The 26,780-nt window shown below is 70.9% G+C and carries 25 protein-coding genes; 20 read left to right on the top strand and 5 right to left on the bottom strand.

Annotation, left to right across the window (positions count from 1 at the left end):
- Positions 1–39: 39 nt before the first annotated feature.
- From ACIBQX_RS22125 to ACIBQX_RS22115, 3 genes are all read right to left on the bottom strand, one after another.
- Positions 40–963: an NAD(P)/FAD-dependent oxidoreductase gene (locus ACIBQX_RS22125; RefSeq protein ID WP_397007297.1), complete on the bottom strand. Its 924-nt coding sequence runs from the start codon at positions 961–963 to the stop codon at positions 40–42.
- Positions 963–1,679, bottom strand: coding sequence for a class I SAM-dependent methyltransferase (locus ACIBQX_RS22120; protein ID WP_397007295.1), 717 nt, complete (start codon positions 1,677–1,679; stop codon positions 963–965). The genes ACIBQX_RS22125 and ACIBQX_RS22120 overlap by 1 nt, the downstream gene beginning before the upstream one ends.
- 156 nt (positions 1,680–1,835) lie before the next feature.
- Positions 1,836–2,129 (bottom strand): ArsR/SmtB family transcription factor, encoded by a 294-nt coding sequence (locus tag ACIBQX_RS22115; protein ID WP_397007293.1) that lies wholly within the window; start codon positions 2,127–2,129, stop codon positions 1,836–1,838.
- A 113-nt stretch (positions 2,130–2,242) separates the two neighbouring features.
- Here ACIBQX_RS22115 and ACIBQX_RS22110 point away from each other — a divergent pair, with 113 nt between their 5' ends.
- Positions 2,243–3,289 carry a cation diffusion facilitator family transporter gene (locus tag ACIBQX_RS22110; protein WP_397007291.1) on the top strand — a complete coding sequence of 349 codons (1,047 nt, stop codon included), beginning with the start codon at positions 2,243–2,245 and terminating at the stop codon, positions 3,287–3,289.
- A 15-nt stretch (positions 3,290–3,304) separates the two neighbouring features.
- Here the strand turns inward: ACIBQX_RS22110 and ACIBQX_RS22105 are convergent, their stop codons facing one another.
- Positions 3,305–3,862 (bottom strand): TetR/AcrR family transcriptional regulator, encoded by a 558-nt coding sequence (locus ACIBQX_RS22105; RefSeq protein WP_397007289.1) that lies wholly within the window; start codon positions 3,860–3,862, stop codon positions 3,305–3,307.
- Positions 3,863–3,968: 106 nt separating this feature from the next.
- On the opposite strand from ACIBQX_RS22105, the gene ACIBQX_RS22100 reads away from it, so the two are divergent.
- From ACIBQX_RS22100 to ACIBQX_RS22055, 10 genes are all read left to right on the top strand, one after another.
- Positions 3,969–4,622: a class I SAM-dependent methyltransferase gene (locus tag ACIBQX_RS22100; RefSeq protein WP_397007287.1), complete on the top strand. Its 654-nt coding sequence runs from the start codon at positions 3,969–3,971 to the stop codon at positions 4,620–4,622.
- A 67-nt stretch (positions 4,623–4,689) separates the two neighbouring features.
- Positions 4,690–5,097: a RidA family protein gene (locus tag ACIBQX_RS22095; protein ID WP_397007285.1), complete on the top strand. Its 408-nt coding sequence runs from the start codon at positions 4,690–4,692 to the stop codon at positions 5,095–5,097.
- Between the two features lie 149 nt (positions 5,098–5,246).
- Positions 5,247–5,798 (top strand): methylenetetrahydrofolate reductase C-terminal domain-containing protein, encoded by a 552-nt coding sequence (locus tag ACIBQX_RS22090; RefSeq protein ID WP_397007283.1) that lies wholly within the window; start codon positions 5,247–5,249, stop codon positions 5,796–5,798.
- The gene (locus ACIBQX_RS22085) at positions 5,795–6,760 is read left to right on the top strand and encodes a methylenetetrahydrofolate reductase (protein WP_397007281.1); all 966 of its coding nucleotides are present in this window, start codon (positions 5,795–5,797) and stop codon (positions 6,758–6,760) included. Before ACIBQX_RS22090 ends, ACIBQX_RS22085 begins: the two co-directional genes overlap by 4 nt.
- Positions 6,750–8,240, top strand: coding sequence for a hypothetical protein (locus tag ACIBQX_RS22080; protein ID WP_397007279.1), 1,491 nt, complete (start codon positions 6,750–6,752; stop codon positions 8,238–8,240). Before ACIBQX_RS22085 ends, ACIBQX_RS22080 begins: the two co-directional genes overlap by 11 nt.
- A complete protein-coding gene (locus ACIBQX_RS22075) occupies positions 8,240–9,313 on the top strand; it encodes a hypothetical protein (RefSeq protein WP_397007277.1) in 1,074 nt (357 codons plus the stop codon). The genes ACIBQX_RS22080 and ACIBQX_RS22075 overlap by 1 nt, the downstream gene beginning before the upstream one ends.
- Positions 9,310–10,539, top strand: a complete 1,230-nt coding sequence (gene metK, locus ACIBQX_RS22070) for a methionine adenosyltransferase (RefSeq protein WP_397007275.1) — start codon at positions 9,310–9,312, stop codon at positions 10,537–10,539. Before ACIBQX_RS22075 ends, metK begins: the two co-directional genes overlap by 4 nt.
- A complete protein-coding gene (gene purU / locus ACIBQX_RS22065; RefSeq protein ID WP_397007273.1) occupies positions 10,536–11,402 on the top strand; it encodes a formyltetrahydrofolate deformylase in 867 nt (288 codons plus the stop codon). The genes metK and purU overlap by 4 nt, the downstream gene beginning before the upstream one ends.
- Before the next feature lie 73 nt (positions 11,403–11,475).
- Positions 11,476–12,417 carry a PfkB family carbohydrate kinase gene (locus tag ACIBQX_RS22060; protein WP_397007838.1) on the top strand — a complete coding sequence of 314 codons (942 nt, stop codon included), beginning with the start codon at positions 11,476–11,478 and terminating at the stop codon, positions 12,415–12,417.
- 79 nt (positions 12,418–12,496) lie between these two features.
- The gene (locus ACIBQX_RS22055) at positions 12,497–13,399 is read left to right on the top strand and encodes a VOC family protein (protein WP_397007271.1); all 903 of its coding nucleotides are present in this window, start codon (positions 12,497–12,499) and stop codon (positions 13,397–13,399) included.
- Here ACIBQX_RS22055 and ACIBQX_RS22050 read toward each other — a convergent pair.
- Positions 13,389–14,735 carry a PucR family transcriptional regulator gene (locus ACIBQX_RS22050; protein WP_397007269.1) on the bottom strand — a complete coding sequence of 449 codons (1,347 nt, stop codon included), beginning with the start codon at positions 14,733–14,735 and terminating at the stop codon, positions 13,389–13,391. The two genes, ACIBQX_RS22055 and ACIBQX_RS22050, sit on opposite strands and share 11 nt — an antisense overlap.
- A 406-nt stretch (positions 14,736–15,141) precedes the next feature.
- Between ACIBQX_RS22050 and ACIBQX_RS22045 the strand changes: the two genes are divergently transcribed.
- The 9 genes from ACIBQX_RS22045 to ACIBQX_RS22005 all read left to right on the top strand — a co-directional run bounded on the left by ACIBQX_RS22045 (position 15,142) and on the right by ACIBQX_RS22005 (position 26,779).
- The gene (locus tag ACIBQX_RS22045) at positions 15,142–16,077 is read left to right on the top strand and encodes an ABC transporter permease (RefSeq protein WP_397007836.1); all 936 of its coding nucleotides are present in this window, start codon (positions 15,142–15,144) and stop codon (positions 16,075–16,077) included.
- Positions 16,074–16,958: an ABC transporter permease gene (locus ACIBQX_RS22040; protein WP_397007267.1), complete on the top strand. Its 885-nt coding sequence runs from the start codon at positions 16,074–16,076 to the stop codon at positions 16,956–16,958. Before ACIBQX_RS22045 ends, ACIBQX_RS22040 begins: the two co-directional genes overlap by 4 nt.
- Entirely contained in the window at positions 16,955–17,986 is a 1,032-nt protein-coding gene (locus ACIBQX_RS22035; protein ID WP_397007265.1) for an ABC transporter ATP-binding protein, read from the top strand. The genes ACIBQX_RS22040 and ACIBQX_RS22035 overlap by 4 nt, the downstream gene beginning before the upstream one ends.
- Entirely contained in the window at positions 17,979–19,001 is a 1,023-nt protein-coding gene (locus ACIBQX_RS22030; protein ID WP_397007263.1) for an ABC transporter ATP-binding protein, read from the top strand. Before ACIBQX_RS22035 ends, ACIBQX_RS22030 begins: the two co-directional genes overlap by 8 nt.
- Complete coding sequence (locus tag ACIBQX_RS22025) at positions 18,998–21,406, top strand: CaiB/BaiF CoA transferase family protein (protein WP_397007261.1); 2,409 nt, start codon at positions 18,998–19,000, stop codon at positions 21,404–21,406. Before ACIBQX_RS22030 ends, ACIBQX_RS22025 begins: the two co-directional genes overlap by 4 nt.
- Before the next feature lie 162 nt (positions 21,407–21,568).
- Positions 21,569–22,819, top strand: coding sequence for an amidohydrolase family protein (locus ACIBQX_RS22020; RefSeq protein WP_397007259.1), 1,251 nt, complete (start codon positions 21,569–21,571; stop codon positions 22,817–22,819).
- The gene (locus ACIBQX_RS22015) at positions 22,777–23,868 is read left to right on the top strand and encodes a peptidyl-alpha-hydroxyglycine alpha-amidating lyase family protein (RefSeq protein WP_397007257.1); all 1,092 of its coding nucleotides are present in this window, start codon (positions 22,777–22,779) and stop codon (positions 23,866–23,868) included. The genes ACIBQX_RS22020 and ACIBQX_RS22015 overlap by 43 nt, the downstream gene beginning before the upstream one ends.
- Positions 23,865–25,061 (top strand): cobalamin-independent methionine synthase II family protein, encoded by a 1,197-nt coding sequence (locus ACIBQX_RS22010; RefSeq protein WP_397007255.1) that lies wholly within the window; start codon positions 23,865–23,867, stop codon positions 25,059–25,061. Before ACIBQX_RS22015 ends, ACIBQX_RS22010 begins: the two co-directional genes overlap by 4 nt.
- A gap of 179 nt (positions 25,062–25,240) precedes the next feature.
- Positions 25,241–26,779, top strand: a complete 1,539-nt coding sequence (locus ACIBQX_RS22005) for an ABC transporter substrate-binding protein (protein ID WP_397007253.1) — start codon at positions 25,241–25,243, stop codon at positions 26,777–26,779.
- The last annotated feature ends 1 nt before the right edge of the window (position 26,780 follow it).

The following is a 26,780-nucleotide window of genomic DNA, read 5'->3' as shown; positions in this document are numbered from 1 at the left end:
GTACGGCGGGCGGATCACCGCCCGCCGTACCCGGCCGGGTCAGCCCAGGGTCACCGGCAGACCGGCCCGGAAGAGCTCCTGCTCCAGCCAGACCGCCGCGCGCACCCCGTCGGCGGCACTCGGCCCCACCAGCGTCACCGGCTCCGGCACCGCCTTCAGATGGGCCGCGTCCCCTGCCGCGTAGACGCCGTCGACGCTGGTCCTGCCGTACTCGTCCACCTCGACACAGCCGTCGGCCAGCAGCGCGCAACCGAGCTGGACGGCCGCCTCGGTGTTCGGCCGGGTGGGCGCCCGGTGATAGATAGCCTCGCGGGTCAGCGTGGTCCCGTCCGTGAAGCGCAGGGTCAGCGCGTCCAGCGCCCCTTCGACGCCCGCCAGCGGAGTCTCGATCACGCGGATGCCACCGGCCTTGACGACGGCGGCCACCGGTTCGGGCATGACGCTGGGTCCGTTCGTGCACAGCACCACGTCGTCGCTGTAACGGTCGGCCACGTACGCCGCGAGCATCGCGTCGGGGCCGTTGCCGATGACGGCGAGCACCTTCCCGTTCGTCTCGTAGCCGTGGCAGAAGGGACAGTGGAACACGCTCGCGCCCCACCGTTCGGCCAGGCCGGGAACGTCGGCGGGTTCGTCGGTCAGCCCACTGGCCAGCAGCAGCCGGGACGCCGCCACGCGATCCCCGTCGTCCAGGGTGATCGTGAAGTCGCCGGACCCGCCCTCCGCCGCGACCACGCGCCCCTGCCTGAACTCGACCGTCGGGTAGGCGGCCAGCTCCGCGCGGCCGTCGGCGAGCAGGCGGGCGGGGGAGCCGCCGTCCCGGCCCAGGTACATGTGCATCTCGGCGGCCGGCGCGTTGCGCGGCCGCCCGGCGTCCACCACCAGAGCACGCCGCCGCTGCCGTCCCAGCACCAGCGCCGCGCTGAGCCCGGCGGGCCCGCCGCCGACCACGATCACCTCGTACATCACGCGTCTCCTCTGTCGACGGCGTACACGCCGGGCTCCACGAGGGCCGGCACGAGGCCGTGACCGTCGAGCTCCACCTTGAGCCGCTGTTCGCTGAGCACCCACCAGTCGTAAGCGACCTGCAGCTCGTCGGCGAGGCGGTCGTCGTGGTAGGTGCGGTAGGTCATGTGCCAGGTGATCCGGCCGGGTCCGGCCGGCTCGGCGCGGGCCCATCCTTCGTACCTGCGCCGGCCGATGCGTACGTCGGCCATCCGGGACTCCGGCACCGCGACCGGTTCGGCGGGCGGCTGCAGGTTCAGCACCGCCCGGCCGCCGGGGGCGAGCCGCTCGCCGAGGAGGGCCCAGATCTCCTGCCGGGCGGCCGGGTCGAAGTGGCCGATGACGTTCATGGCGACGACGGCGCCCAGCCGCTGCGGCAGTTTCGCCTCCAGGAGACCCTCCGGCAGCACGGTCACCCGGTCACGCAGCGCCGCGCTCTCGTGCACGCGGGTCAGCAGCACGGACCGTAACGCCGGTGAGGGCTCGACGGCCACGATCTCGGCGGCGGGCACGGCCTCCGCGATCACTCGCGTGCCGTGCCCGCCACCGGCGCCCACGTCCACGACCGGGCCGGTCACCCCGCGCAGCGCCTTCGCCAGCGGCGGGCCCAGCGCCGCCCAGTGCGGCGCGATCATCACATCGACGAACTCCGCTGATCGCTCGTATTGGTCGGCCATCCCACTCTCTCGTCTTAAAGTGATAATCATAACCATTTTGAGACTAAAGAGAAGAAGGGGAGATCGTCAAGGGCTCAGGGGGGGGGTCGCCGCCATCCGCCGAAGAAGTCCGCCGGGAGGTCCGGCAGCGCACCGCAGGGCTGTGACGGGGGCGGGTCAGTCGTGCCGGGGGATGCCGGAGACCTCATGGTCGGCGTGGAAAAGGGCCTCGTTGATCACGGCTCGGACGTGCGCGTCCCTGGCCCGGTACAGCACCCGGCGGCCCTCGCGGCGGGTCTGCACCAGTCCGGCGAGTCTCAGCTTGGCCAGATGCTGGGAGACCGAGGGCCGGGCCACCCCGATCGCCGTGGCGAGGGAGCCGACGTCGTACTCGCCGGTGGACAGCAGCCACATCAGCCGCAGCCGGGTGGCGTCGCTGAGCATGCGGAAGGCGTCGACAGCGGTCTGCACCTGCGCGCTTGTCGGTTGCTCCTGCGAAGGGGTCGTAGGTGATTCGTTGTCGCGTGCGTACATGACTACATATAATCCACCCAAAGAGGTCAGCGGCAAGCGAGGCACACCGAATGGCGCATCAGGATCCTCCACAACACGGCCACGGACACGGACACGGACACCACCACAGCCACGGGCTCAGGCGGCTGCTGGCGAGAGTCGGCCACGCCGTCACCCCGCACAGTCATGACAGTGCCGACAAGACCGACACCGCGTTGGAGTCCAGCAGCCGTGGCATGCGGGTGCTGGCCATCTCGTTCGCCGTGCTCATGGTGACCGCCGTGGCCCAGGCGGCCGTGGTGGCCGTGTCCGGCTCGGTGGCGCTGCTCGGCGACACCCTGCACAACTTCGCCGACGCGCTGACGGCCGTCCCCCTGGCCATCGCCTTCTCGCTGGGCCGGCGGGCGGCCACCCGCCGGTTCACCTACGGCTACGGCAGGGCCGAGGACCTGGCCGGGGTCGTCATCGTGCTCCTGATCGCCGCTTCGGCGGGCCTGGCCGGCTACGAGGCCGTACAGCGGCTGATCGACCCGGAGGACATCCGGGCGCTCGGCCTGGTGGCCGCGGCCGGGGTGATCGGTTTCCTCGGTAACGAGTGGGTGGCCCGTTATCGGATCAGGGTGGGGCGTGAGATCGGCTCGGCCGCGCTGGTGGCCGACGGCCTGCACGCCAGGACCGATGGGTTCACCTCGCTGGCTGTGCTGCTGAGCGCCGGGGGCGCCGCGCTGGGGCTCCCGCTCACCGACCCGATCGTGGGCCTGCTGATCACCGTCGCCATCCTGTTCGTGCTGCGCGACGCCGCCCGGGAGATCTACCACCGGCTCATGGACGCGGTCGACCCCAAGCTGATCGCGCAGGCCGAACGCATCCTGGCCGGCGTGCCCGGGGTCGAGAGCGTCGGGGCGGTCAGGTTGCGCTGGATCGGTCACACGCTGCGCGCGGAGGTCGAGATCGCGGTACGGCACGACATGTCGCTCATCGAAGCGCACGCGGTGGCGGTGGCGGCCGAGCATCGGCTGATCCACGATCTGCCGCGACTGCGGGCCGCCACGGTGCACGCGGACCCCGACGGCCCGGCCGGCGCCGATCACCACGCCGTTCTCTTCACCCACCGGTAGCCGGGCGCCCGGGCGTCACACCTGGGCCAGGACCGCCTCCACACCGGGAGTCACCGCCGCGCGAAAGGCCAGGTCCAGCTCGGCCGGGGTGGCGGTGATCTCCCCGTCCGCCCATCGGGTCAGCAAGGCCATGAGCGCCCCGACGACACAGGTCACCACGAGGTCGAGCGAGGTCGACGCACGCGCGCCGCGTGCGAGCAGTTCGTCACGGACGAGGGCGTGCAGCAGGCGCTCGCCGTGGGCCATCACCGCCCGGCCGCTGCGCCGCCCGATCAACGCCCGCACCAGCCTGCGCTGCTCCCGCACATGCTCGAACATCGCCGGGCTGAAGGCGAACAGCGGGCCGTCGGCGCTCGCCGCGGGGCGCAGAAAGGTGATCTCGTCCAGGTTGGCGAACAGCACCTCCTGCTTGCCGTCGAAGTGCGCGTAGAAGGTCGAGCGGCCGACGTCGGCGCGGTCGATGAGGTCGGTGACGGTCACCGACTCGTAGCCCTTCTCCAGGATCAGCTCCACCAGGGCACGCTTGATCGCCTGCCGGGTGCGTCGCACCCGCCTGTCCACGTTTCCGGGCAATGCGCCGCTCCCTGTTCGGTAACGCACAGTGGGTCGGAACTGTTGATTGACCCTGGCGAACACACCATACATAACTGAACAGAGTGTTCCGGAAAAGGGAGATGCGATGGGACTGGGCAGACTGCTGCACGATCATGCAGAGCACGCCGACGAGGGAGGGACGATCGATCGCCCTCGCCTCTACGAGTTCGCGGCGGAGGCCGGATTCTTCGGACGGCGGCGCGAGATCTTCACCCGGATGGCCGCCCTGTCCGGAGCCCGGCCGGGTGACCGGGTGCTCGACGTCGGCTGCGGCACCGGCTACCTCACCCGGATCCTGGCCCCTCTCATCGGCCCGGCCGGGCAGGTGACCGGCGTCGACCCGTCGGCGCCCGTGATCGACTACGCCCGGCGCCGCGCCCCGGGCAACTGCACCTATCGGGTAGGAGCGGGCCAGGCTCTCGATCTTCCTGACGCCGGCTACGACGTGGTGGTCTCCAGCCTGGCCGTCCACCACATGCCGGCGGGCGAGCGCGGCACCGCCGTGCGGGAGATGTTCCGGGTGCTCCGGCCGGGTGGCCGGCTGCTGATCGCCGAGTTCCGGCCGCCGGCCCAGCCGCTGCTCGCCCACCTGGTCGCGATGCTGTCGGGCCCGGCGATGCGGCACAGCCCGCAGGAACTGCTCGGCGACCTGCTCCCGCAGGCCGGGTTCCAGGTAGAGGACGAGGGCGACCTGCCGGTCATGCTCTCCTACGTACGGTGCTCGCGCCCTGCCTCTTGATCAGCCCTACCGGCGTTGATGGGAAGCTGGCAGTCCACACCCCTGATGGGAAAGGGACCGAGGCATCATGTCGCGCGCCATCACCTTGATCCGCTCAGCCTCTCTGTCCGCCGCCGAGTACGCCTACGCGGCCACGGCGCCTGCCGAGTCGCGGCTCATCTTCCTCGCCGGCGCGTGCCCGCTGAACGAGGACGGCTCGACGGCGGCGGTCGGGGACTACGCGGGTCAGGCCGCCAAGGCCGTCGAGAACATGCGGGTGGCTCTCGCCGACGCGGGCGCATCGCTGCCGGACGTCATCAGCACGAGGGTGCTCGTCGCGTCCACCCGGCGCGAGGACCTGGTGGCCGCCTGGGAGGTGGTCCGGGAGTCGTTCGGTGAGCATGACGTGCCGAGCACTCTGCTGGGTGTCACCGTGCTCGGCTACGCCGACCAGCTCGTCGAGATCGAGGCCGTCGCCGCCGTGCTCGACTCCTGAGCCGCCCTGTGGGCCGTCACAAGGAACGGCCCCTCAGCGTTGGTGCGCGGGCCTAAGACACGCGTTGAGCGCTCTGGCAGCCTCGATCTCAGCGGTTGAACGACATTCACCGGCGTCGACGGTGAGCCGTTCAGCCAGAGGGAGTGATCGTGGGCTTCGGCGAGCAGCGTGCGGGCGGTGGCGGTCGGCCTCGCCCCGTGGTCCCCCGGGTCGGGGCTCGGCTCAGTTACGGCCTGCACCGTGTCCTCGCCGCCAACCCCCTGTACCGGAGGCTCGCGGCCTGGCTCGAACGCAGGCGGCCGGCCTACCGGTGGTTCACCCGGGTGGAGCGGGTGGCGAAGGAGCAGCTGTACGGATGCCGCATGTGCGGTCAGTGCGCGCTGCCCGACACCGGCTACACCTGCCCGATGACCTGCCCGAAGCAGCTGCGCAACGGCCCCTGCGGCGGCGTGGCGGCCGACGGCCGCTGTGAGGTGCATCCCGATCTGGTCTGTGTCTGGGTGACCGCGATCGAGCGGGCGCAGGGCGCGGGGCACGGCGCCGACCTCGATCTGCTGCAGCGCCCGGTCGATCATCGCGAATGGGACCGCAGCTCGTGGGTGAACTACTGGCAGGGGCGTGACGACGGGCTGGGGGTCGCGTACAGCGAGGACGATCCCCGCCCGCTGCTGCGACGCGAGCTGGGGTTGAGTCCGCGATGAGCGGGCTGCGTGCCGCGTTCGAGGCCGGCAGGTTCGCCGTCACCGCCGAGATCGGGCCGCCCAGAGGGGCCGACGCGGAGGCGGTCACGCGTAAGGCGGACCTGCTGCGCGGCTGGGTCGACGCCGCGAACGTCACCGACAACCAGGGGGCGAACGTCCGGATGTCGAGCCTGGCCGGCAGCCTGCTCGCCCAGCGCGCCGGCGTCGAGCCGGTGATGCAGCTGACCTGCCGCGACCGTAACCGCATGGCCCTGCAGTCGGACCTGCTCGCGGCGGGCGCCCTCGGCATCCCGAACGTGCTGCTGCTGACCGGCGACCACCCCCGGTTCGGCGACCATCCCGAGGCCAAGCCGGTCTTCGATCTCGATGGGGTGCAGCTCGTCTGGACCGCGCGCACCCTGCGGGACGACGGCGTGCTCATCTCCGGCAAGGCCGTCTCCGCCCGCCCGGCCTGGCTGATCGGCACGGTGGAGAACCCGTTCGCGCCTCCGCTGAAGTTCCGGGCCCGCCGGCTGGCGAAGAAGGTGAGCGCGGGCGCGGAGTTCGTCCAGACGCAGTACGTGTTCGACTTCGAGGTGTTCGAGCGCTGGATGGCGGGCCTGCGGGATTTCGGCGTGACCGACCACTGCAAGGTCATCGCCGGCGTCGGCCCCATCCGTTCGCTGCGGGCCCTGGAGTACATGCGCACCGCCGTGCCCGGCGTGCACGTTCCCGACGAGGTCGACCGGAGGTTGCGCGGGGTCCCCGCCGACCGGGTCGCCGAGGAGGGGATCCAGATGTGCGTGGAGGCCGTGCAGCGGCTCGCCACGATCCCCGGTGTCGCGGGCGTCCACCTCATGGCGCTCGGCTTCGAGCACGGCGTGCCCGACATCCTGCGGCGGGCCGGCATCCCCCGGCCGCCGGCCGCGCTTCCCGACCACAACCGCCACCACCCCATGGAGGGCATCGGTCATGCTCGTTGACTTCCGGCCCCACGCCAAACTCAGCGGTACGAGTCCCCTGGACCTCATGACCTCGCTCGCGCCCGTCGTCGAGGCGTTGCGGGAGGTCTCCACGGACCTCGGCAAGGTCCGGCTCGTGTGCGACTGGGTCCAGTACAAGTCGAACTTCCGCGAGGTGGTCGACGTCAGGCCGATCCTGCTGTGCCCGCAACTGAGCGCGGGACCCGGCCCCGCCATCGTGCCCCTGGGCGTCCGGGACGACGCCATCGAGATCGCGGTCGACGTACGACGCAGTGCCGGCATGTCCCTTGAGGAGGTCACCGCCGCCCTGCGGCGGGAGCGGGAGAGCGGCCGGGTCCCGCTGGAGGACTGGGGGCCGGGCAGCGGCAGCTGCGTCTGGGAGTTCAACGCCCGCTACTGGAAGGACCTGGACCTCTGGGAGAAGTCCACCGGCCGGGGATACGAGCAGGCGCTGCCGGGCGGGGAGAGCGACGCGCACAACCACGACGCCGCGCGGGACGTGATCCGTGACCTCTTCGAGGTCTGGGACGCGCTGGCCGACGGCGACGCCCTGCCCGAGGAGCTCTACGTCGTCGAGCTCGGGGTGGGCAACGGCAGCCAGGCGAAGGTCTTCCTGGACGAGTTCCGCGCCCTCGACGCCGAGCACGGGCGCGACTACTACCGGCGCCTGCACTACATGATGTGCGACTACTCCCAGCATGTGCTCGACCTGGCCCGCGAGGCGGTGGGCGAGCACCGGGCGCGGATCAGCTCGTTCGCGCTGGACGCCACGGCGCCGTGCACCTCGCTCGGCTTCCTGAAGTACAAGGTCTTCCTCGTCTACGTCTCCAACGTCTACGACAACCTGCCGACCGACGAGGTCGCCCAGCTGGGCGGGCGGACCTACTGCGTGCAGGTCCGCGCCTACCTCGACGACGCCGGGGTGGCCGGGCTCGCCGAGTCGGCAGGGGTCACGGTGGCCGAGCTGCCGGCTCTGGTGCACAAGCTGCTGCGGCTCGGGCCGGGGCTGCTGGCCGAGGCTGATCCGGCCCGGTTCGCCGACGTGGACGCCGCCGTCGCCTTCTGGCGGGCGGTGTGGGACCTGGTCAGGCTGGAGGAGAGGTACGTCCCGCTGGCCGGGCTCGACCTCTACGCCCTCGCACCGGAGATGAGCGGGGAGCTGCTGCGGCCGCTGCTCGAATCCGGCGCCGACATCCGCATGCACGTCAACAACGGGGCGGTGGCGAGCTTCGCCGACAGCCTGAGACTGCTGCATCCGTTCGGCAGGCTCGTCTGCCATGACCTGTTCGTCACCGATGTGCAGGCGTACCGGACCAACTTCCGGGGCCCCGGCAAGTACGAGGGGTCCGTCGTCAACTGGGTGAACGGACCGCTGCTGGCGCACGTGGGCCGGCGCAACGGCTTCGACGTGCACTACGCGCCCTTCGCCCACCGGGTGGGCGGGAACATCATCACGATGACGGCGCAGGTGAGGGACTGATGTCCGACCTGATGAGCGGGCTGCCGCTGCTCCCCACCAGCGTCGTCGGCTCCTACCCCGTCCCTGAGTGGATGGAACGATTGAAGACCGACTACTACCGCGGCCGGATGAGCTACGCGCAGCTCCGGGACCTGCACGACATGGCGATCAAGGCGGCGCTCCGGGACCAGGAGCTGGCCGGCATCGACATCGTGTCCGACGGCGAGCTGCGCCGCGACAACGACATCGACTACTTCCTCGCCAGGATGCCGGGCATCGACATCCCGCAGACGTCGAAGGACTTCTACTTCGACTACTACGACGCCAGGGTCGCCGAACGGCTGCCGGTCACGGACACGGCGCCGCTGATGCTGGCCGACGACTTCTCCTTCACCGCCGAGCAGACCTCGGGCCCGGTCAAGTTCTCCTTCACCGGGCCGTTCTCGCTGTCGCGGCGGGTGCGGAACGAGGCGTACGACGACCCCGCCGAGCTCGTGCTGGCCATCGCGCGCGTGCTCAACGCCGAGGCGCGCGCCCTGGCCGCGCGCGGTGCGCGGCTGCTGCAGATCGACGAGCCCTTCCTGGCCGGCTACCCCGGCGAGGTGGAGACGGCGATCAAGGCCGTCAACATCGTCACCGAGGGCGTCGACGTCACCTGGGCGCTGCACGTCTGTTACGGCAACCGCTACGCGCGCCCCTCGTGGGAGGGGCACTACGACTTCCTGTTCCCCGCCGTGCTCGACGCCGAGGTGGACCAGCTGGTCCTGGAGTTCGCGCGCAAGGGCTACGCGGATCTGCCGGTGATCGACAAGTTCGGCTGGGACCGCACGATCGGGCTCGGCGTCATCGACGTCAAGTCCTCCGACGTGGAGACCCCCGAGGCGGTCGCGGCCAGGATCCGCAGCGCGCTCGGCCTCGTCCCGGCCGAACGGCTGGTCATCAACCCCGACTGCGGGCTGCGCAACCTCTCCGCGCCCGTCGCCAGGGCCAAGCTCGCGGCCATGGTCGCCGGAGCCGCCGCCGTGCGGTCCGAGCTGACCGGCGCCCGCCCCCTGAACCCGCTCAACCCATCGCACGAGGAGCCTGCGCAATGACCGACGACGACTACGTGTTCACCTCCGAGTCCGTGACCGAGGGCCACCCCGACAAGATCGCCGACGCGATCTCGGACGCCGTGCTGGACGCGGCCCTGACCCTCGATCCCTACTCCCGGGTCGCCTGCGAGACGCTGATCACCACCGGCATGGTCGTCCTGGCAGGGGAGATCACCACGCCGAAGCTGCTCGACTACACGCAGATCGTCCGGGACACCGTCAACAGGATCGGCTACGACGACGGCGCCTACGGCTTCGACGGACACTCGTGTGCCGTCCTCGTGGCGCTCGACAAGCAGTCGCCCGACATCGCGCGGGGCGTCGACCTGGCGCACGAGCATCGCAGCGACCGCTCGGGCGACGAGTTCGACCGCGCCGGGGCCGGTGACCAGGGCATGATGTTCGGCTACGCCACCGACGAGACGCCCGAGCTCATGCCGATGCCGATCGCGCTGGCGCACCGCCTGTCCCGCAGGCTCGCCGCCGTGCGCAAGGACGGGACGCTCGGCTACCTGCGCCCGGACGGCAAGACCCAGGTGTCGGTGCGCTACCAGGGTGACGTCCCGGTCGCCGTGGAGCAGGTGCTGATCTCGACCCAGCACGCCGAGGAGGCGACGCTGGAGCGGATCCGCGAGGACCTCTGGCGGCACGTCGTCGTCCCGGAGCTGCCGGCCGAGCTGTACGACGCCGGCGCGCTGCACCGCAGCCTGCTGGTCAATCCCACCGGCAGGTTCGTGATCGGCGGCCCGGTGGGTGACGCCGGACTCACCGGACGCAAGATCATCGTGGACACCTACGGCGGATTCGCCCGGCACGGCGGCGGCGCCTTCTCCGGCAAGGACCCCTCCAAGGTCGACAGGTCCGCCGCCTACGCGGCGCGTCACGTCGCCAAGAACGTGGTCGCCGCCGGCCTCGCCCGCCGGGTGGAGGTGCAGGTCGCGTACGCCATCGGGGTGGCCAGGCCGGTCTCGGTGCTGGTCGAGACGTTCGGCACCGAGCGGGTGAGCCGGTCGCTGATCCGGTCGCTGGTGGCCGAGCACTTCGACCTGCGCCCCGCCGCGTTCCGCAAGTATCTCGGACTGCACAGCCCCATCTACAGCCAGACCGCCGCCTATGGACACTTCGGGCGTACGGACCTCGACCTGCCGTGGGAGCGGACCGATCGGGCCGACGTGCTCCGCCGGGCGGCAGCGCTGTCCGCCGACGCCGTCCCCGCCACGCTGTGACCGGAACGGCCCCCGACGTCGGCCGGCTGGTCGTGTCCTGCACCGACCGGCCGGGCATCGTCGCCTGCGTCTCGTCGTTCCTGTATCGGCGTGGAGCCAACATCGTGCAGTCCGACCAGGACTCCACCGGGCCCGCCGGCGGCCGGTTCTTCCTGCGCGTCGTGTTCCACCTGCCCGGACTGGACAAGGAGCTGCCCCGGCTGGAGCGCGAGTTCCGGGAGGAGGTCGCGGTCCGCCTCGGCGCGGACTTCCGCTTCCGCGCCGCCTCCGCGCCGACCCGGGTGGCGCTCTTCGTGTCACGGTACGACCACTGCCTGCTGGATCTGCTGTGGCGGGCCCGCCGGGGTGAGTTGCCCATCGAGGTGTGCCAGGTGGTCTCCAACCATCCGGACCTCGCCGACGAGGTGGCCGCGTTCGGGGTGCCGTTCGAGCACGTCCCGGTGACCAGGGCGACCAAACCGGAGGCCGAGCGGCGCCAGCTCGACCTCCTGCGGGGCCGGGTCGACCTGCTCGTCCTGGCCCGCTACATGCAGGTCCTCTCGGGCGACTTCCTGGACCGGATCGGCGTACCGGTGATCAACATCCACCATTCCTTCCTGCCCGCGTTCGTCGGCGCCGGGCCGTACGAGCAGGCGAAGGAGCGCGGCGTGAAGCTCATCGGGGCGAGCGCGCACTACGCCACCGAGGAGCTCGACGAGGGACCGATCATCGAGCAGGACGTCGTCCGGGTGTCGCACCGCGCGAGCGTGCGCGAGCTGACGCGGCGCGGCGCGGACATCGAGCGGACCGTGCTGGCGCGAGCCGTGGCCTGGCACTGCGAGGACCGCGTCCTGGTGAACGGCCGCACCACGATCATCTTCTGACCACATCCACTGAGGAGTAACCGTGCCCGCAGGGACGACCGCGGTGATCGGATCGATCGCCACCGACCACCTGATGCACTTTCCGGGCCGCTTCGCGGACCATCTCGTGGCCGACCGGCTCAACCGGGTGTCACTGAGCTTCCTGGTCGACGATCTCGTCGTCCACCGGGGCGGCGTCGGCGCGAACATCGCCTTCGGCATGGGAGTCCTGGGACAACGCCCGGTGCTCGTGGGAGCCGTCGGCGCCGACTTCGCCGACTACCGGGCGATCCTCGAACGGCACGGCGTCGACTGCGGCGGGGTCCTCACCGTGGAGTCGGCCCACACCCCGCGCTTCACCTGCACGACCGATGACGACCAGTGCCAGCTCGCGTCCTTCTACCCAGGGGCGATGACGGAGACGAAGAACATCGCACTCGCCCCGATCGTGGAGCGGTACGGCATCGACCTGGTGCTGGTCGGCGCGAGCGATCCGGACGCGATGGTGGCGCAGACCGAGGAGGTCAGGTCGCTGGGCGTGCCGTTCGCCGCGGACCCGTCACAGCAGCTGCCCCGCCTCGACGGCGACCAGTGCCGGGCCCTGGTCGACGGCGCCCGCTACCTGTTCACCAACGAGTACGAGCTGGAACTGCTGATCCGCAAGACCGGCTGGGACGCCGACGAGATCACCGGCCGGGTCGGCCTGCGGGTGACCACCCTGTCCGACCGAGGCGTCGACATCGTCGGCCGCGACGGCACCGCGCTGCACGTCGGGGTGGTGCCGGCCCGGACGATCGCCGACCCGACCGGCGTCGGGGACGGGTTCCGGGCCGGATTCCTGGCCGGTGGGAACGGGGGGCTGGGGCTGGAGCGGGCCGCCCAGCTCGGCGCGCTCGTCGCCACGCTGGTGCTGGAGACGAACGGCGCCCAGGAGTGGGTCATCGACGCCGACACCGACGTGGCCCGGCTGCGCGCGGCCTACGGGGAGGAGGCGGCGGCGGACATCGAGCCGGTGCTGCGCGCCGCCCTGACCTGAGCGGCGGTGCCGTGTTTCCCCGGCCGCGTATTCTTGTCGTGGCGCACCCTGTGCGCCGCGAAGTGCGAGGAGATGCGGCATGCGAAGCATCGGATACATCGGCGTGCGGTCCGCGTCGGGGGAGGATTGGCTGGGCTTCGGCCCGCGCGTCTTCGGCTTCGAGACCTACCGGCTGCCGGACGGCACGGTCCGGGTGCGCTGGTGCGACCGGTCCCACCGCCTCGCGATCCACCCGGGCGACTCCGACCGGCTGCTCTACCTCGGCTGGGAGATCGGTGCCGAGGAGTCACTGGAGGGCGTCGCGGCCCACCTGACCGCCGCCGGGTTCGAGGTGACGGCGGGCTCGGCCCAGTTGGCGGCCGAGCGCTCCGTCGAGCGGCTCATCTTCTTCGACGACCCCTTCGGCCTGCGGCACGAGTTCTTCGTCGGCCAGGAGGAGACGGCGGGCTCCTACCAGGGCCGGCGGCCGACGTCGCGGACGGTCACCGGGGCGCTCGGCCTCGGCTTCGTCGTGCTGCGGCTGCCGGACCTCCAGCGGGGGCTCGACTTCTACGCCGGCGTGATGGGCATGAAGGTGTCCGACGCGATCAACCTCGGCGCGCACCTCGGCGAGATGTGGTTCCTCCGGTGCAATCCTCGCCACCACAGCATCGCCCTGCTCGAAGGGGGCGACGCCCTCCGGCTCGAACACCTGATGATCGAGGCGACGACGCTGGAGGAGGTGGAGATCGCCTGGGACCTGGCCAGGAGCGAGATGGACGCCTTCGTCAGCCCCGGACGCCGGCTGTCGGACAACATGTTCCTGTTCCGGGTCCACACCCCGACCGGCTTCAACGTCTGTTACGGGTGGGGTGCGACCCCGGTCGACGACGAGGAGAGCTGGATCCCGCGTTACATAGACTCGTCGACCGGCGCCGGCATCGTCTACTCCGCCGCCGCCGTCGTGACGGCGGGCGATCCTTCCCCCGAGGTCAAGCGCTGACGTCGAGGGCGTCGATGATCTCCAGAGCCACCTGCGCGGCGAGGCGGTCGCGATAGGTGTTCAGGTCCAGGCCGGTGATCTCCTCGATCCGGTGGATCCGGTAGGTGACCGTGTTGGGATGCACGTGCAGCAGCTTCGACGCCCGTTGCGGGCTGTTGTTCTCCCGGAAGTAGCACATCAGCGTGGCGATGAACTCCGAGTGGTGCTTCCTCTCGTGGCGCAGCACCTCGCCGAGGATGTCCGTGGCGAACTCGCGCAGCGTCTCGATGTCGGGCACCTGGAGCAGCAGGCGGCTGATGCCCAGCTTGTCGAAGGCGACCACGGCGCCGCGCTGGCCGAGCCGCCGGATCACCTCGGTGGTCCGCCGCGCCTCCTCGTACGAGCGGGCGATGTGCGCCGGTTCGCGGAACGCGCCGCCGACGCCGATGGACACGCCGACATCGGGGAAGAGCGCCCCGAGGCGTTGCACGCACAGGGTGCCGAGCTGCTCGGCCCTGGTGAACGAGCCCGTGGTCGAGCCCGTCGTGGTGCTCTCGGTCAGCACCACGACCACCTCGTCCGTGCGCACGGAGGTGATCGCGTCCGGGGACTGGGCGATGAACAGGCGCGCCGTCGCGCCCGCGGCGCGTTCGGCGACCAGGGCGCTGCGCTGGGTGTCGCCCGCGGGCGGTTCGAGGATGATCGACAGGACGCGGTGGTCGCGCTCGGTGTCGTAGCCGAGATGCTGCGCCCAGCGGACGACCTCGTCGTTGTCCCGGCCCGACCCGGACAGCAGCCCTTCGACGAGGTCGTCACGCACCTGGCTGGCCGCTGAGAAGATGACGCGCTCGCGGGCCAGGATCACCCCGCAGATCGTCGCGGCATGCTCGGCGATCAGCAGGTCGATGTCCTCGCCCTGGTCCGGGGCCGCCGCGACGAGCGAGACGAGATAGGCGGGCACGGTGTCGCCGACAAGGATCGGGGCCACGATGCGGGCCCGGCCGCGCGCCGGGTCCGGCAGCCGGAGCGGGTGGCGGGACTTGCCGGCGTTGGCGAGCATGTGCGCCAGCCGGGGGTGGATCAGATGGTCGTGGACGTACTGGATGGCGCTTTCGTAGCTCTCGCCGGGCGAGGCCGCGGCGAGGATGCCCATTTTCTGGCTGATGACGGCCACCGTCACGTCTGTCCGGTGGGCGACGAGATGGGCGACCGTGCCGATGTCGGCGTCCTGGAGAGCCAGGCCGGACAGGTGGCGGTAGATCTCCACCAGGTCGCGGAGGTTCCGGTTTTCCTGGGTGATTTCGGTAGAGCCGCTGGTGACACTGGTCAGGCCGGTGAACTGTGACTCTGCGGCCATGAGCGAATCCTAAGGTCGAACGCCGGGGTTGCCATGTGTGTGACGACAAAGAGTACGTCCCCATGCTGTGCTGTGGCCCACAGTGCTACCTCGTCCTGTCGGCTATACGTGGTAACTGACCTGTGCCCGCCGCCGTCTGACCGTGACGGCATTTCGGGTGGTCACCGCCTTGCGACGGGTGTCCGGTAACGATCCCGAAACCGCCCATTTACGCAACGGCTCCCTCTTGACGCCCACGTAGCCGCAGGGCAGCATTGCGTTTACAACTATTGCACATTTTGTCCCATTATCGGACAACGGCGCGGTGGATCGATGTGACACGGACGGAGCCGGCGAGTGTCTCGCCCGGCTCCGACACAGTCTTCGTTCCGCGCAGTGCTGGACGGAGGTGGCGGTGAGCGCAGGCATGGTAATGCGCCGGCTCGGCGGCGGTCTGCTGGTCTTGTGGCTTGTTTCGATACTCACCTTCTTGCTGGTGCAGCTGATTCCCGGCGATGTGGCCGAGGTGATCGCAGGTGAGAACGCCACTGTGGCCGAAGTGGCCAGGATCCGCGCCGAGCTCGGCCTGGACAAGCCCGTCCTGGAGCAGTACGTCAGCTGGTTCTCCGGCGTGCTGCAGGGAGATCTCGGTGACTCGCTGTTCACCAACCGGTCGGTCTCCTCGACGATCCTCGAGGCGGCGCCCCCGACCGTGATCATCACCCTGATGGCGATCGGGGTCGCGGTCGTGGTCGGCGTGACGGCCGGGATCGTCGCGGGCCTGACCCAGGGCAGCTGGATCGACCGGGCCGTGTCGGCCCTGGCCACGCTCGGCATCGCGATGCCCAGCTTCTGGCTCGCGATGGTGCTCGTATCGCTGTTCGCCCTGGCCAACCCCTGGCTACCGGCGACCGGATACGTCGACATCAGGGAGGGATTCGGGGTGTGGCTCTCCCACGTGATCCTCCCGGCCACGTCACTCGGCCTGGCCACCTCGGCGGAGCTCGCCAGACACACCCGGGGCTGCGTCGCCGACGTGCTCACCCGCCCGTACGTGCGCACGGCACGGGCACGGGGCGCGTCGGGAGCCTGGCTGGTCCGCAGGCACATCCTGCGCAACGCGGCCATCCCTGTCGTGACAGTACTCGGCCTGCAGGCCGGACGACTGCTCGGGGGGGTCATCGTGGTGGAGGCCGTGTTCGGCATCTCCGGCCTCGGCTCCCTGGCCATCAACTCGGTGCTGCAACGGAACTACCCGATGATCCAGGGCTACGTCCTGTTCAGCGCCGTCATCGTGGTGGCGATCAACCTCATCGTGGACCTGGCCTACGGCTGGATCAACCCGAAGGTGCGTACGGCATGACCACCACGACGACCACGCCCCCCACCGCCGCCGTCAAGAGCTCGCGCCCCGCGCGTCACGTTGTCCTGACGATCCTGCGCCGGCCGGCCAGCGCCACCGCCGTCGCCTTCATCGCCCTCCTCGTCTTCCTGGCGATCGCCGGCCCGCTCGTCTCCCCGCACGACCCGGAGGCGCAGAACCTCGGCAACAGGTTCGCCGAGCTCAGCTGGACGCATCTGCTCGGCACCGACGAGTTCGGGCGCGACGTCGCGAGCCGGATCATCCAGGCCTCGCGCATCGCCGTCATCGCCCCGCTCATCTCGGTGGGCGTGGCGCTGCTCATCGGCCTGCCGCTCGGGCTGTGGGCCGGCCTGCGCCGCGGTGTCGTCGACGCCGTCGCGGGCCGGCTGGCCGACACGATCCTCAGCCTCCCGGCGCTGGTCGGGGCGCTGGCCATCGTCGCGGTGCTCGGCCCGGGGCTGGTCAACGCCATGCTCGCGGTCGGCATCATCTTCGCGCCCGGCCTGTTCAGAGTCGTACGCGGCGCGACGCTGGCCGTCGCGGAGGAGACCTTCGTCGACTCGGCGGTGGCCATCGGCTCGTCCACCCGGCGCACCCTGTGGGTGCACATCCTGCCCAACATCGCCGCTCCGCTGCTGGTCCAGGTCACGATCCTGATGGGTGTCGCGCTCCTGGCCGAGGCGAGCCTGAGCTTCATCGGCCTGGGCGTCCAGCCACCCGACGCCAGCTGGGGCTCGATGCTCAAAGCCGCGTACACCAACCAGTTCCACTCGCCCTTCTCGGTGGTGCCGTCCGGAATCGCGATGGTGCTGACCGTGCTCGCGTTCAACACGATCGGTGACTCGATCCGTGACGCCGTCGGACTCAGGAGGCGGACATGACAGCAGGACCGGGACAGCGAAGCGACGCCGCCGAGCCGTTGCTGTCCGTCGAGGGCCTCACCATCGATCTGCCCGGCGGTGTCGGGCAGCCCGGACTGGTCGAGGACGTCACCTTCGAGGTGCGCAAGGGGCAGGCGGTCGCGCTGATCGGCGAGTCCGGCTGCGGCAAGTCGCTGACCTCCATGGCGATCCTGGGCCTGCTGCCCGCGGCCGTCCGGGTCTCGGCGGGCTCGATCCGCTTCGACGGGGTCGACCTGCTCACCTGCAGCCGGCGGGAGCTCCGCCGGATCCGGGGCGGGCCGGTCGGCATGGTGTTCCAGGAGCCGATGAGCAGCCTCAACCCGACGATGACCGTCGGCGACCAGATCGCCGAGGTGCGCCGGCTGCACCTGGGCGAGCGGCGGTCGGTGGCGCTCAAGCAGGCGGGAAAGCTGCTGAGCCGGGTCGGCATCCCGAACGCCGAACGCAGGCTCGGGTCCTACCCGCACGAGATGAGCGGCGGCATGCAGCAACGCGTCATGATCGCGGCCGCCATCGCCTGCGACCCGAAGCTGCTGATCGCCGACGAGCCGACCACCGCCCTGGATGTCACCATCCAGGCCGAGATCCTGGAGCTGCTGCGCGATCTGCGACGGGACCTCGATCTGGCCGTCCTGCTGGTCACCCACGATCTCGGCGTGGTCGCGGACTTCTGCGACGACGTGGTCGTCATGTACGCCGGTCACATCGCCGAGCGGACCCCCGTCGACCGGCTCTTCTACGAGCCGCGGCACCCGTACTCCAGCGCGCTGCTCGCCGCCGTGCCGCAGGCGGGCCGGGCCAGGACCAGCCTGACGGTCATCCCGGGCAGGGTCCCGTCCGCGGGGCAGTTCCCCGGCGGCTGCCGGTTCGAGCCCCGCTGCGGGCACAGCGTCGACGACGTCTGCCGGCGACCACAGGCCGACACGACCATCGGCGACGATCGCCGCACCCGGTGCGGGCGCGTCGCCTCCGGCGACCTGATTCTGAAGGGGACCGTCCGTGGCTGAGGATCATGTGGTCTTGCGCGTGCGCGGCCTGACCAAGTCGTTCCCGCTGCGCCGCAGCATGCTGGGCCGGACGCTGGAGAGCGTCCGCGCCGTCGACGGAGTCGACCTGGAGGTACGGGCCGGCACCACGGTCGGCATCGTGGGCGAGTCCGGATCGGGCAAGACGACGGTGGGCCGGCTGATGGCCCGGCTGCTCAAGCCCGACCAGGGCACGGTCGAGGTGGAGGGCAAGGACGTCAGCAGGGCGCGCGGCAGCGAGCTCAAGGAGATGCGCAGCCGGCTCCAGGTGATCTTCCAGGATCCGTACGGCGCGCTCGACCCGACCAAGACGATCGGCCACGCCATCGCCGAGCCCCTCCTGGTCCACGGCAAGATCGGCCGGGGTGAGATGCGTGAGCGCGCCGCCCAGCTGCTCGGCCGGGTCACCCTGGATCCGGCGTTCGTCGACAGGTATCCGGACGAGCTGTCCGGTGGGCAGCGGCAGCGGGTCTGCATCGCCCGCGCGCTGGCGCTCTCGCCGAGCGTCCTCGTCGCCGACGAGCCGACCTCCGCGCTGGACCTGTCCACCCGCTCGGAGATCCTCAACCTGCTGCTGTCGATCCAGCAGGACACCGGGCAGGCGATGGTCCTCGTGTCCCACGACTTCGCCACGGTCAGGCACCTGTCGCACCGGATCGCGGTGATGTACCTGGGCCGGATCGTCGAGGAGGGCACCGCGGAGCAGATCGCGACCGACCCGCGGCACCCGTACACCAAGGCGCTGCTGTCGGCGGTGCCCGTGCCCGACCCGGAGGTGCAGCGCTCGCGCCGCCGCACCGTGCTCAGCGGCGAGCTGCCCGATCCGGCGAACCCCCCGTCGGGCTGCCGCTTCCGCACCCGCTGCCCGGTCGCCCAGGACGAGTGCGCGCACCAGGACCCGCCGCTACTGCGGATCGGCGTCCAGCACAGCGTGGCCTGTGTCCTGCACCAGCCGGACGACGCGCCGGTCAACGAGCCCCAGGAGACATCGCGATGAGCACCCCTGAGCAACGGCCGGGAGCTCTCCGAGGGATCCGCGTCGTCGACTTCGGTCACCACGTCGCCGGGCCGCTGGCCGCGGTCATGCTCGCCGACCAGGGAGCCGACGTGGTGCACGTCGACCGTCCTGGCGTCACACCCCCGGCCCACGACGCGTTCTTCAACCGGGGCAAGCGGCGCATCAGCCTCGACCTGAAGGACGCGGCGGACCTGAGCGTCGCCCGCGACCTCGTCCAGCGGGCCGACGTCCTCATCGAGAACTTCCGGCCAGGGGTGATGGACCGGCTCGGGCTCGGCTGGGAGGAGCTGCGCGCCGCCAACCCGCGGCTCGTCTACTGCTCGCTGCCGGGCTTCGCGGCCGACGATCCGCGCGCCGGGGTCCCCGGCTGGGAGGGCGTCATCGCGGCCGCCACCGGCAACTGCCGGATCCGGGCCGGTCACGCGCCGGACGGCTGGGACGACACCCGGCCGACCTACACCGCGATTCCCGTCGCGTCCAACTTCGCGGCGTTCTGCGGCGCCTTCGCGATCGTGGCGAGCCTGACCGCCCGGCAGCGGACCGGGCGTGGCGACCGGGTCGAGGTCCCGCTGTTCGACGCGATGTTCGAGGCCATCGGGGGGAGCGGCGCCTACCCGGTCGCGCAGGGGCTGCCGCCGGAGCGGGCGATCAGCTCCAACGGCAGCGGCACGTACCGCTGCTCGGACGGCAGGTACGTGCAGTTCAACCCGATCGGCGCGACGCCCCGCTTCCTCGCCTGGTTCCTGGACGCGGCCGGGGTGACCGCCTGGGTGGGCGAGGGTCTGACCGACCGCGCCCGGCTGGATCGCGACCCGGAGCTGCGCCGGCTGCTGCACGACCGGCTCACCGCGCTGTTCCTTACCCGCCCGGCGGGCGAGTGGGCGGAGCTCGCCGGCGTGGCGGGCGTCCCGCTCGCCGCCGTCCGGACGTTCGCCGAGTGGCTGGAGAACGACCACGCGCTCGCCTCCGGGCAGGTCGTCGTGGTCGACGATCCGGAGCTGGGCGCGACGGCGATGCCCGGTTCGGCGGTGTGGCTGTCCGCCACCCCCGCGCTGCCCGGCAGGCCCCGGCACCTGCCCGACGCGGACCGTGCCGAGATCCTCGCCGAGCTCGCGTCACCGGCCGGCTTGTCGAGTGCTGAGCTCGGGTCGCCCGCCGACGCGTCCCCCGCCCGCCCGCTGCGCGTCGAGGCCGATCCGATCGCGCTGCCCTACGCGGGGCGGCGGGTCGTCGACCTCACCCAGATCCTGGCCGGGCCGAGCGCGGGACGGATCCTGGTCGAGTTCGGGGCCGACGTCGTGAAGATCAACTCGCCGCAGCGGCGCGTCGGCGCGCACGGGTTCGTCAACCGCGGTAAGCGGACGATCCTCGTGGACGTGAAGTCGAGCCAGGGCCAGCAGATCCTCTGGCGGCTCATCGACGAAGCGGACGTCCTGACCCACAACTTCCCCGAGCGGACCGCCGAACGCTACGGCCTGGGCTACGAGCACGTCCGGGCCCGCCGCCCGGACATCGTCTACGTCTCCGTCAGCTGTTACGGCTACGGCGGGCCATGGGCGGGCCGCCGGGGGTACGAGACCCAGGGCCAGGCGGCGACCGGGATCATGACCAGGGCGGGCGGCGACGGCCGGCCGGCCGTGCTGGGCCCCTACAACCTCCTGGACTACGGCACCGGCGCCATGGCCGCCTTCGCCGCGGCGGTGGGCATCTACCATCGCGAGCTGACCGGCGCCGGCCAGCAGGTGCGCACCTCACTCACCCAGACGGGCGGCTACCAGCAGGCGAGCTTCGCGGTGCGCCCCGCACGCGAGCTCCCGGCCGTCACGCCAGGTGGGAACGTTCCCACGGCTGAGCCGAGGGGGCCGTCGGCTCTGGGAGTGGGCCCGTGGCACCGGTTCTACCAGGCGGCCGATCGGTGGTTCTTCCTCGGGGCGGCCCGGCGGTCCCTGCCGGTGCTCCGTGAGGTCACCGGCCTGGAGCAGGCGCTGTCCGGCCTCGACGGGTCCGACGACGACGCGGTGGCAGCGGCCCTGGAGACCGCCTTCCGCACCGCCACCGCCCGCGAGTGGACCGACCGCCTCACCGAGGCGGGGCTGGGCGCGCATCCGGTCACGACCCTGGCGGAGCTGATGACCGACCCGTGGGCCCGGTCCAAAGGGCTCACCGTCACCCAGATCTCCGAGGAGGTCGGCGAGGTGGTGATGCCGGGCATCGCCATCCGGGTGCACGGCAACCCGCCGCGCCTGGGCCATCCGGTACGCCGGCCCGGCGCGGACGCGTACGAGGTGCTGGACCGGATCGGGCTCGCCGGCTCGGCCGAGACGCTCGAACAGGCCTGGGCCGTGCAGATGTCCGCGTTGCCCGCGGGCTGGGACCACTTCTGACCCCGAGCCGTCTCCGACCCCAGCCCCTTCCCCACCGCGCCCATTTCCCACCGTGCCCGTTTCCCACCGTGCCCGTTTCCCACCGCGACGAGCAAGCCAACAGCACATCCCCGGCCCGCTGAGCGGGACGCGCCGCGATCCGCGGCACTGACAGGAGGACTGATGAGCGACGACCAGGCCACCCGGTGCGACCTGTTGATCAAGGGCGGCCGGGTCCTGGACCCAGGGCAGGGGCTCGACGGCGTCATGGACATCGCCGTGACCGGCGGCCGGGTCACGGCGGTGGGCAAGGACATCCCGGCGGACTCGGCCCGCCGGGTGATCGACGCGAGTGGCTCCGGGCGCTACGTCGTGCCCGGCCTGATCGACATCCACACGCACGTCGCGCACGGGGCGATCACCCCCGGCGTGGGCATGGAAGGCTGCGACCCCGACGACATCGGCGTGCGGTCGGGAGTCACCACGCTGGTCGACGCCGGATCCGTCGGCGTCGCCAACATCGGCGTCTTCTCCGCCTACATCCAGCCGAACGCCAGGACGCGGGTCATCCCGTACCTGAACATCGGCAGCTACGCGCACACCATGCCCACCATGGTCGACGTCAACGACCTGGCCGAGATCGACCCGGTCGCGATCGCCAAGTGCGTCGCCGCCAACCCGGGGCTGGTCCAGGGGATCAAGCTGCGGCTGGTCGGACCGCTGGTCGCCACGCACGGCAAGGACATCGTGTCCGCGGCCAAGGCGGTGGCCAGGGAGCACGGAGTCCCGCTGATGGTGCACATCGGCGACCTGTCCGCGCGGCGGCGGCCCGATCCGCACCTGCTCGAACCGGCGACCCGCTTCGCCATCGAACAACTCGACGCGGGAGACATCCTCACCCATCTGTGCACGCCGAACCACGGTGGCGTGATGGACGCGGCGGACCGGATGATGCCCGCCCTGCTCGCCGCCCGCGAGCGCGGCATCACCCTGGACTCGGCGCTGGGCAGGGGGAACTTCGGCTACCGGGTCGCGAGCGAGCAACGCGCGCTCGGTCTCCTCCCCGACACCATCAGCAGTGACCTGACGGCGGCGGGCGAGACCTTCCACTCCCTGCTGGAGTGCATGGCCAAGTTCATGGCCGTGGGCTACACCCTGTCCGAGGTGGTCCGGATGACCACGGCGAACGCGGCGCGGGCGATCCGCGCCGAGCATGAGCTCGGTGCGATCGCGGTCGGCCGGGAAGCCGACCTGACGGTGCTCGACCTGGTCGAGGGCGACTTCGAGTTCGTCGACACCAAGCAGGAGGTCTTCCACGGCGGCTTCGGCCTGCGGCCGGTGCAGACCGTACGGGCCGGCGCGCTGGTCTCGCCCGGCTGGGGGACGCACCCGTGGGGCTGGCTGCCGGCGCCGCGTTCCGGGGCGGCGTCATGACGGCGGTGATGCGCGGGCACGGGCGCCGGTTCGAGGTCGACGGTGACTGGGAGCGGCTGCCGGGCGACCTCCAGCACGCGGACGTGGCCGCGGTGGACGTCGACGCCGCCGACCGTGTCTACCTGTTCACCCGCTTCGACGGCCAGGTCATCGTGTACGAGCGCGACGGCACCTTCGTCCGCAGTTGGGGGAAGGGCCTGTTCACCACGCCGCACGGGCTGACCGTCGGGCCGGACGGTGGCGTCTACTGCGTCGACGCGGGCGACCACACGGTCCGCAAGTTCACCCCCGAGGGCGACCTGCTCATGACGCTGGGCACGGCCGGCGTGGCGTCGGACACCGGGTTCGTCTCCGGCCGTCCGGTGCGGGTGCACAGCGTCGAGGGCGTCCGGTACGCGGGCGGGCCGTTCAACCGGCCCACCAACCTGGCCGTCGCCCCGGACGGCGACCTCTACGTGACCGACGGGTACGGGAACAGCCGGGTGCACAGGTTCACCGCGTCCGGTGACCTGATCGGCTCCTGGGGCGAGCCCGGCACCGGCCCGGGGCAGTTCCACCTGCCGCACTGCCTGGACATCGCGGCGGACGGGCGGGTGTTCGTCGGCGACCGGGAGAACGACCGGATCCAGATCTTCACCCCGGACGGCCGCTTCGTCGAGGAGTGGACCGACATCCGGCGCCCGTGCGACCTCACCATCGCCCCGGACGGCTCGGTGTACGTCGTCGAGCTGTGGCGGCCGGAGGGCAAGAGGTCCTTCGTGCACGGCGAGGCGGAGCAGGACCAGCCCGCCCGGCTGACCGTGCTGGACCCGCACGGCCGCGTGGTCGAGCGGTGGGGGGACTCCACGACGGATCGCACGGCGGTCGGCAACTTCATCGCACCGCACGGGATCGCCCTGGACTCCCACGGTGACCTGTACGTCGCGGAGGTGACGTACAGCTTCGCCATCAGACCCGGCTGGGTCGCGCAGTCGAGCGCCCGGCACCAACTGCAGAAGTTCCTGCGCGTCGGCGCGGGAGAAGACATCGTGGCTAGGAGACTCGCATGAGGCGCGAAAACCGGATCCTCACCTCGCACGGCGGCAACCTGCCGCGTCCCAAGGACCTGGACGAGCTGATCGCCCAGGGCGACCGGGAGGCCATCGACGCGCGCCTGCCGGGCGCGGTGGCCGAGGTCGTCGCCCGTCAGATCGAGTGCGGCATCGACACCGTCAACGACGGCGAGTACGTCAAGGCCGCGAACATGGCCGGCTACAGCGGCTACATCCACGCACGGGTGACCGGCTGGGAGACGCTGCCCATCGACCCGAGCGTCCCGCCGAAGCGCGAGTACGTCGCCGCGCGCGACAAGGCGGACTTCCCGGGCACCTACGCCTCCGGCCTGTGGCTGTCGGGAGCCGGTGGGCCGGTCAGGCCCGGCTTCGCGACCCCCGGCGCCGTACCGAAGATGCCGACGTCGGGCCGGGTGTGCACCTCGCCGATCACGTACATCGGCCAGGACGCCATCGCCGCCGACATCGCGGCGATGAGGACGGCCGTCGACGGCAAGGAGGTGGACGGCTTCATCGCCGCGCTGGGGCCGCTCAGCCTGGGCGCGGGCGCGAGGAACGAGCACTACGCGAGCGAGGAAGAGTACATGTTCGCCGTCGCCGAGGCGCTCCGCGAGGAGTACCGGGCGGTCACCGACGCCGGACTGGTGCTGCAGATCGACGAGCCCGAGTTCGCGACCACCTGGCAGTTCCACCCCACGTGGACGGTCGAGGACCTGCGCCGCTACCTCGAGTTCGCGGTCGAGGTGATCAACCACAGCATCGACGGGCTGCCCGCCGAGCAGATCCGGATGCACACCTGCTGGGGCAGCGGTCACCGGCCGCACACGCACGACATCGGCCTCGAACACATCGCGGATCTGCTCATCAAGGTCAACACACAGGCTTACGCCATCGAGTCAGGAAATGTCCGGCACGCGCACGAGTGGCGGGTGTGGGAGGACGTGAAACTGCCCGAGGGCAAGATCCTGGTGCCCGGCGTGGTCAGCCACGCCACCGACCTGGTCGAGCATCCGGAGCTGATCGCCGAACGGCTGGCGAACTTCGCCGGCGTGGTGGGAAAGGAGAACCTGCAGGCGGGGACCGACTGCGGAATCGGATCGCGCGTGGGCCACGAGGAGATCGTGTGGGCGAAGCTCGCCGCGCTCTCCGAAGGCGCCGCGATCGCCAGCAGCCGCTTGTGGGCCGACTAGCCCGCGGCTCAAGACCAGGACCTGGTGGGGGCGGAGTTCAGCGTCACGGCTGAAGACAGGTCGCCGAGAACAACGGGACACGCGGATACGGGCCGGCACGTCGACGACGGAGCCGGGGAGCACCGCGGGTCGCCAGTCAAACCAGCCAAGCTCGCTTCTGAAATATGGAGGCAAAAGCCGTGAAACGAGCAGCAGTCAAATCGGCCAGTGTGGTCCTCGCCACCGGTCTCGCCCTCTCCGGCTGTGGCGCCGGAACGACCGACCAGCCGTCGTCGAGCGCTGCCGGCGCTCCCGACGGTGCGGCCGTCCTGCGCTGGGCCGTGCCGGGCAACCCGACCTCCTTCGACCCCCGTAAGGCCGCCCCGCTGGACCCGGTGTTCCTCGACGTGGTCTACGAGAGCCTGGTCGGCCGGAGCGCGGCAGGCGAGATCGAGCCAGGCCTGGCGACCGAGTGGGAGTTCTCGGACGAGAACAAGGTGATCACCTTCAAGCTGCGCGAGGGGGTGAAGTTCCACAACGGTGAGGAGTTCAACGCCGAGGCCGTCAAGGCGTCGCTGGAGGCGTACAAGAAGAGCGGCGCCCTCGTGTCGTCGCTGTCGGTGCTCGACAAGGTCGACGTGGTCGGCCCGACCGAGGTGAAACTGACCTTCTCCGAGCCTGCCGGTTACATGATCAACCTGCTCGCCGGTGAGGCCGGCATCGTGGTCGCGCCCGGCGCGCTCGACGACCCGACCCTGCCGTCCAAGCCGGTCGGCACCGGAGCCTTCGAGCTCGCCTCGCTGCAGGTGGGAAAGGTGGCCTTCAAGAAGTTCGAGGGCTACTGGAACGCCGCTGAGACGACCATCGGTGGCGTGGAGATGACGGTCTACTCCGACGAGTCGACCCGGCTGCGGGCGGTGGTGTCCGGGCAGGCCGACGGCACCTCGATCACGCCGGGCCAGATCAAGGAGGCCGAGGCGGCCGGCATGACCGTGATCAAGGCCCCCAACACCACCTTCAACGGAATCCTGCTGAACACGGGCGCCGGAAAGCTCGACGACCCGAAGGTCAGGCAGGCGTTGATGTACGCCATCGACCGCGAGTCGATCAACAAGAACCTGTACGAGAACTCCTGCGCCGGATTGGTCCAGCCGTTCCAGGAGGGCTTCTGGGCGAACGTGCCCGAACTGAACGACGTGTCCTCCTACTACGACCCGGAGAAGGCCAAGAAGCTCCTGGCCGAGGCCGGCCTGCCGAACGGCATGGAGCTGACGCTGGAGGTCGGCCCCAACACGTCGTACCAGGTGCTGGCCCAGGCGCTGCAGGCCCAGCTGCAGCAGGTCGGGATCAAGGCCACGATCAAGGTGCTGGAGTTCCAGCAGATGATCACCGCTCGCCGGACCGGCAAGTTCACCGCCACGGTGGCGCTGGTACAGTCCGGGCGGCCCGACCCGAGCCAGTTCGTCAAGGACTTCTACATGAAGGGCGGCTCGTACAACCCGGGCGGCTTCTCCCTCGACGGGGTCGGCGAGCTGCTGGCCAAGGCGCGGGCCAGCGAGGACGTCGCGGAGCGTACGGCCCCGATGCAGGAGATCATCAAGAAGGTCACGGAATCCGGACCGCCGGTGATCCCGGTGTGCGGCGTGACCTACGTGGGTGCCTTCCGTAAGGGCGTCACCGGCCTGGACGTGCCGGTGATCGGTGACTACCACTTCAACACGGTGAAGATCAGCGGATAAC

It is taken from the genome of Nonomuraea sp. NPDC049714 (assembly GCF_044465295.1).
In the GTDB taxonomy this organism is placed as follows: Bacteria; Actinomycetota; Actinomycetes; order Streptosporangiales; family Streptosporangiaceae; genus Nonomuraea.
This window is presented reverse-complemented; position numbering and strand designations above follow the sequence as displayed.

What these genes read in the sequence shown, in the direction of transcription:
- ACIBQX_RS22080 (WP_397007279.1), top strand. Translation starts at nt 6,750, where the DNA reads ATGCTCGTTGACTTCCGGCCCCACGCCAAACTCAGCGGTACGAGTCCC.
- ACIBQX_RS22020 (WP_397007259.1), top strand. Translation starts at nt 21,569, where the DNA reads ATGAGCGACGACCAGGCCACCCGGTGCGACCTGTTGATCAAGGGCGGC.
- ACIBQX_RS22110 (WP_397007291.1), top strand. Translation starts at nt 2,243, where the DNA reads ATGGCGCATCAGGATCCTCCACAACACGGCCACGGACACGGACACGGA.
- ACIBQX_RS22095 (WP_397007285.1), top strand. Translation starts at nt 4,690, where the DNA reads ATGTCGCGCGCCATCACCTTGATCCGCTCAGCCTCTCTGTCCGCCGCC.
- ACIBQX_RS22035 (WP_397007265.1), top strand. Translation starts at nt 16,955, where the DNA reads ATGACAGCAGGACCGGGACAGCGAAGCGACGCCGCCGAGCCGTTGCTG.
- ACIBQX_RS22045 (WP_397007836.1), top strand. Translation starts at nt 15,142, where the DNA reads ATGGTAATGCGCCGGCTCGGCGGCGGTCTGCTGGTCTTGTGGCTTGTT.
- ACIBQX_RS22010 (WP_397007255.1), top strand. Translation starts at nt 23,865, where the DNA reads ATGAGGCGCGAAAACCGGATCCTCACCTCGCACGGCGGCAACCTGCCG.
- ACIBQX_RS22040 (WP_397007267.1), top strand. Translation starts at nt 16,074, where the DNA reads ATGACCACCACGACGACCACGCCCCCCACCGCCGCCGTCAAGAGCTCG.
- ACIBQX_RS22075 (WP_397007277.1), top strand. Translation starts at nt 8,240, where the DNA reads ATGTCCGACCTGATGAGCGGGCTGCCGCTGCTCCCCACCAGCGTCGTC.
- ACIBQX_RS22055 (WP_397007271.1), top strand. Translation starts at nt 12,497, where the DNA reads ATGCGAAGCATCGGATACATCGGCGTGCGGTCCGCGTCGGGGGAGGAT.
- ACIBQX_RS22085 (WP_397007281.1), top strand. Translation starts at nt 5,795, where the DNA reads ATGAGCGGGCTGCGTGCCGCGTTCGAGGCCGGCAGGTTCGCCGTCACC.
- ACIBQX_RS22060 (WP_397007838.1), top strand. Translation starts at nt 11,476, where the DNA reads ATGCACTTTCCGGGCCGCTTCGCGGACCATCTCGTGGCCGACCGGCTC.
- ACIBQX_RS22120 (WP_397007295.1), bottom strand. Translation starts at nt 1,679, where the DNA reads ATGGCCGACCAATACGAGCGATCAGCGGAGTTCGTCGATGTGATGATC.
- ACIBQX_RS22125 (WP_397007297.1), bottom strand. Translation starts at nt 963, where the DNA reads ATGTACGAGGTGATCGTGGTCGGCGGCGGGCCCGCCGGGCTCAGCGCG.
- ACIBQX_RS22100 (WP_397007287.1), top strand. Translation starts at nt 3,969, where the DNA reads ATGGGACTGGGCAGACTGCTGCACGATCATGCAGAGCACGCCGACGAG.
- ACIBQX_RS22025 (WP_397007261.1), top strand. Translation starts at nt 18,998, where the DNA reads ATGAGCACCCCTGAGCAACGGCCGGGAGCTCTCCGAGGGATCCGCGTC.
- ACIBQX_RS22050 (WP_397007269.1), bottom strand. Translation starts at nt 14,735, where the DNA reads ATGGCCGCAGAGTCACAGTTCACCGGCCTGACCAGTGTCACCAGCGGC.
- metK (WP_397007275.1), top strand. Translation starts at nt 9,310, where the DNA reads ATGACCGACGACGACTACGTGTTCACCTCCGAGTCCGTGACCGAGGGC.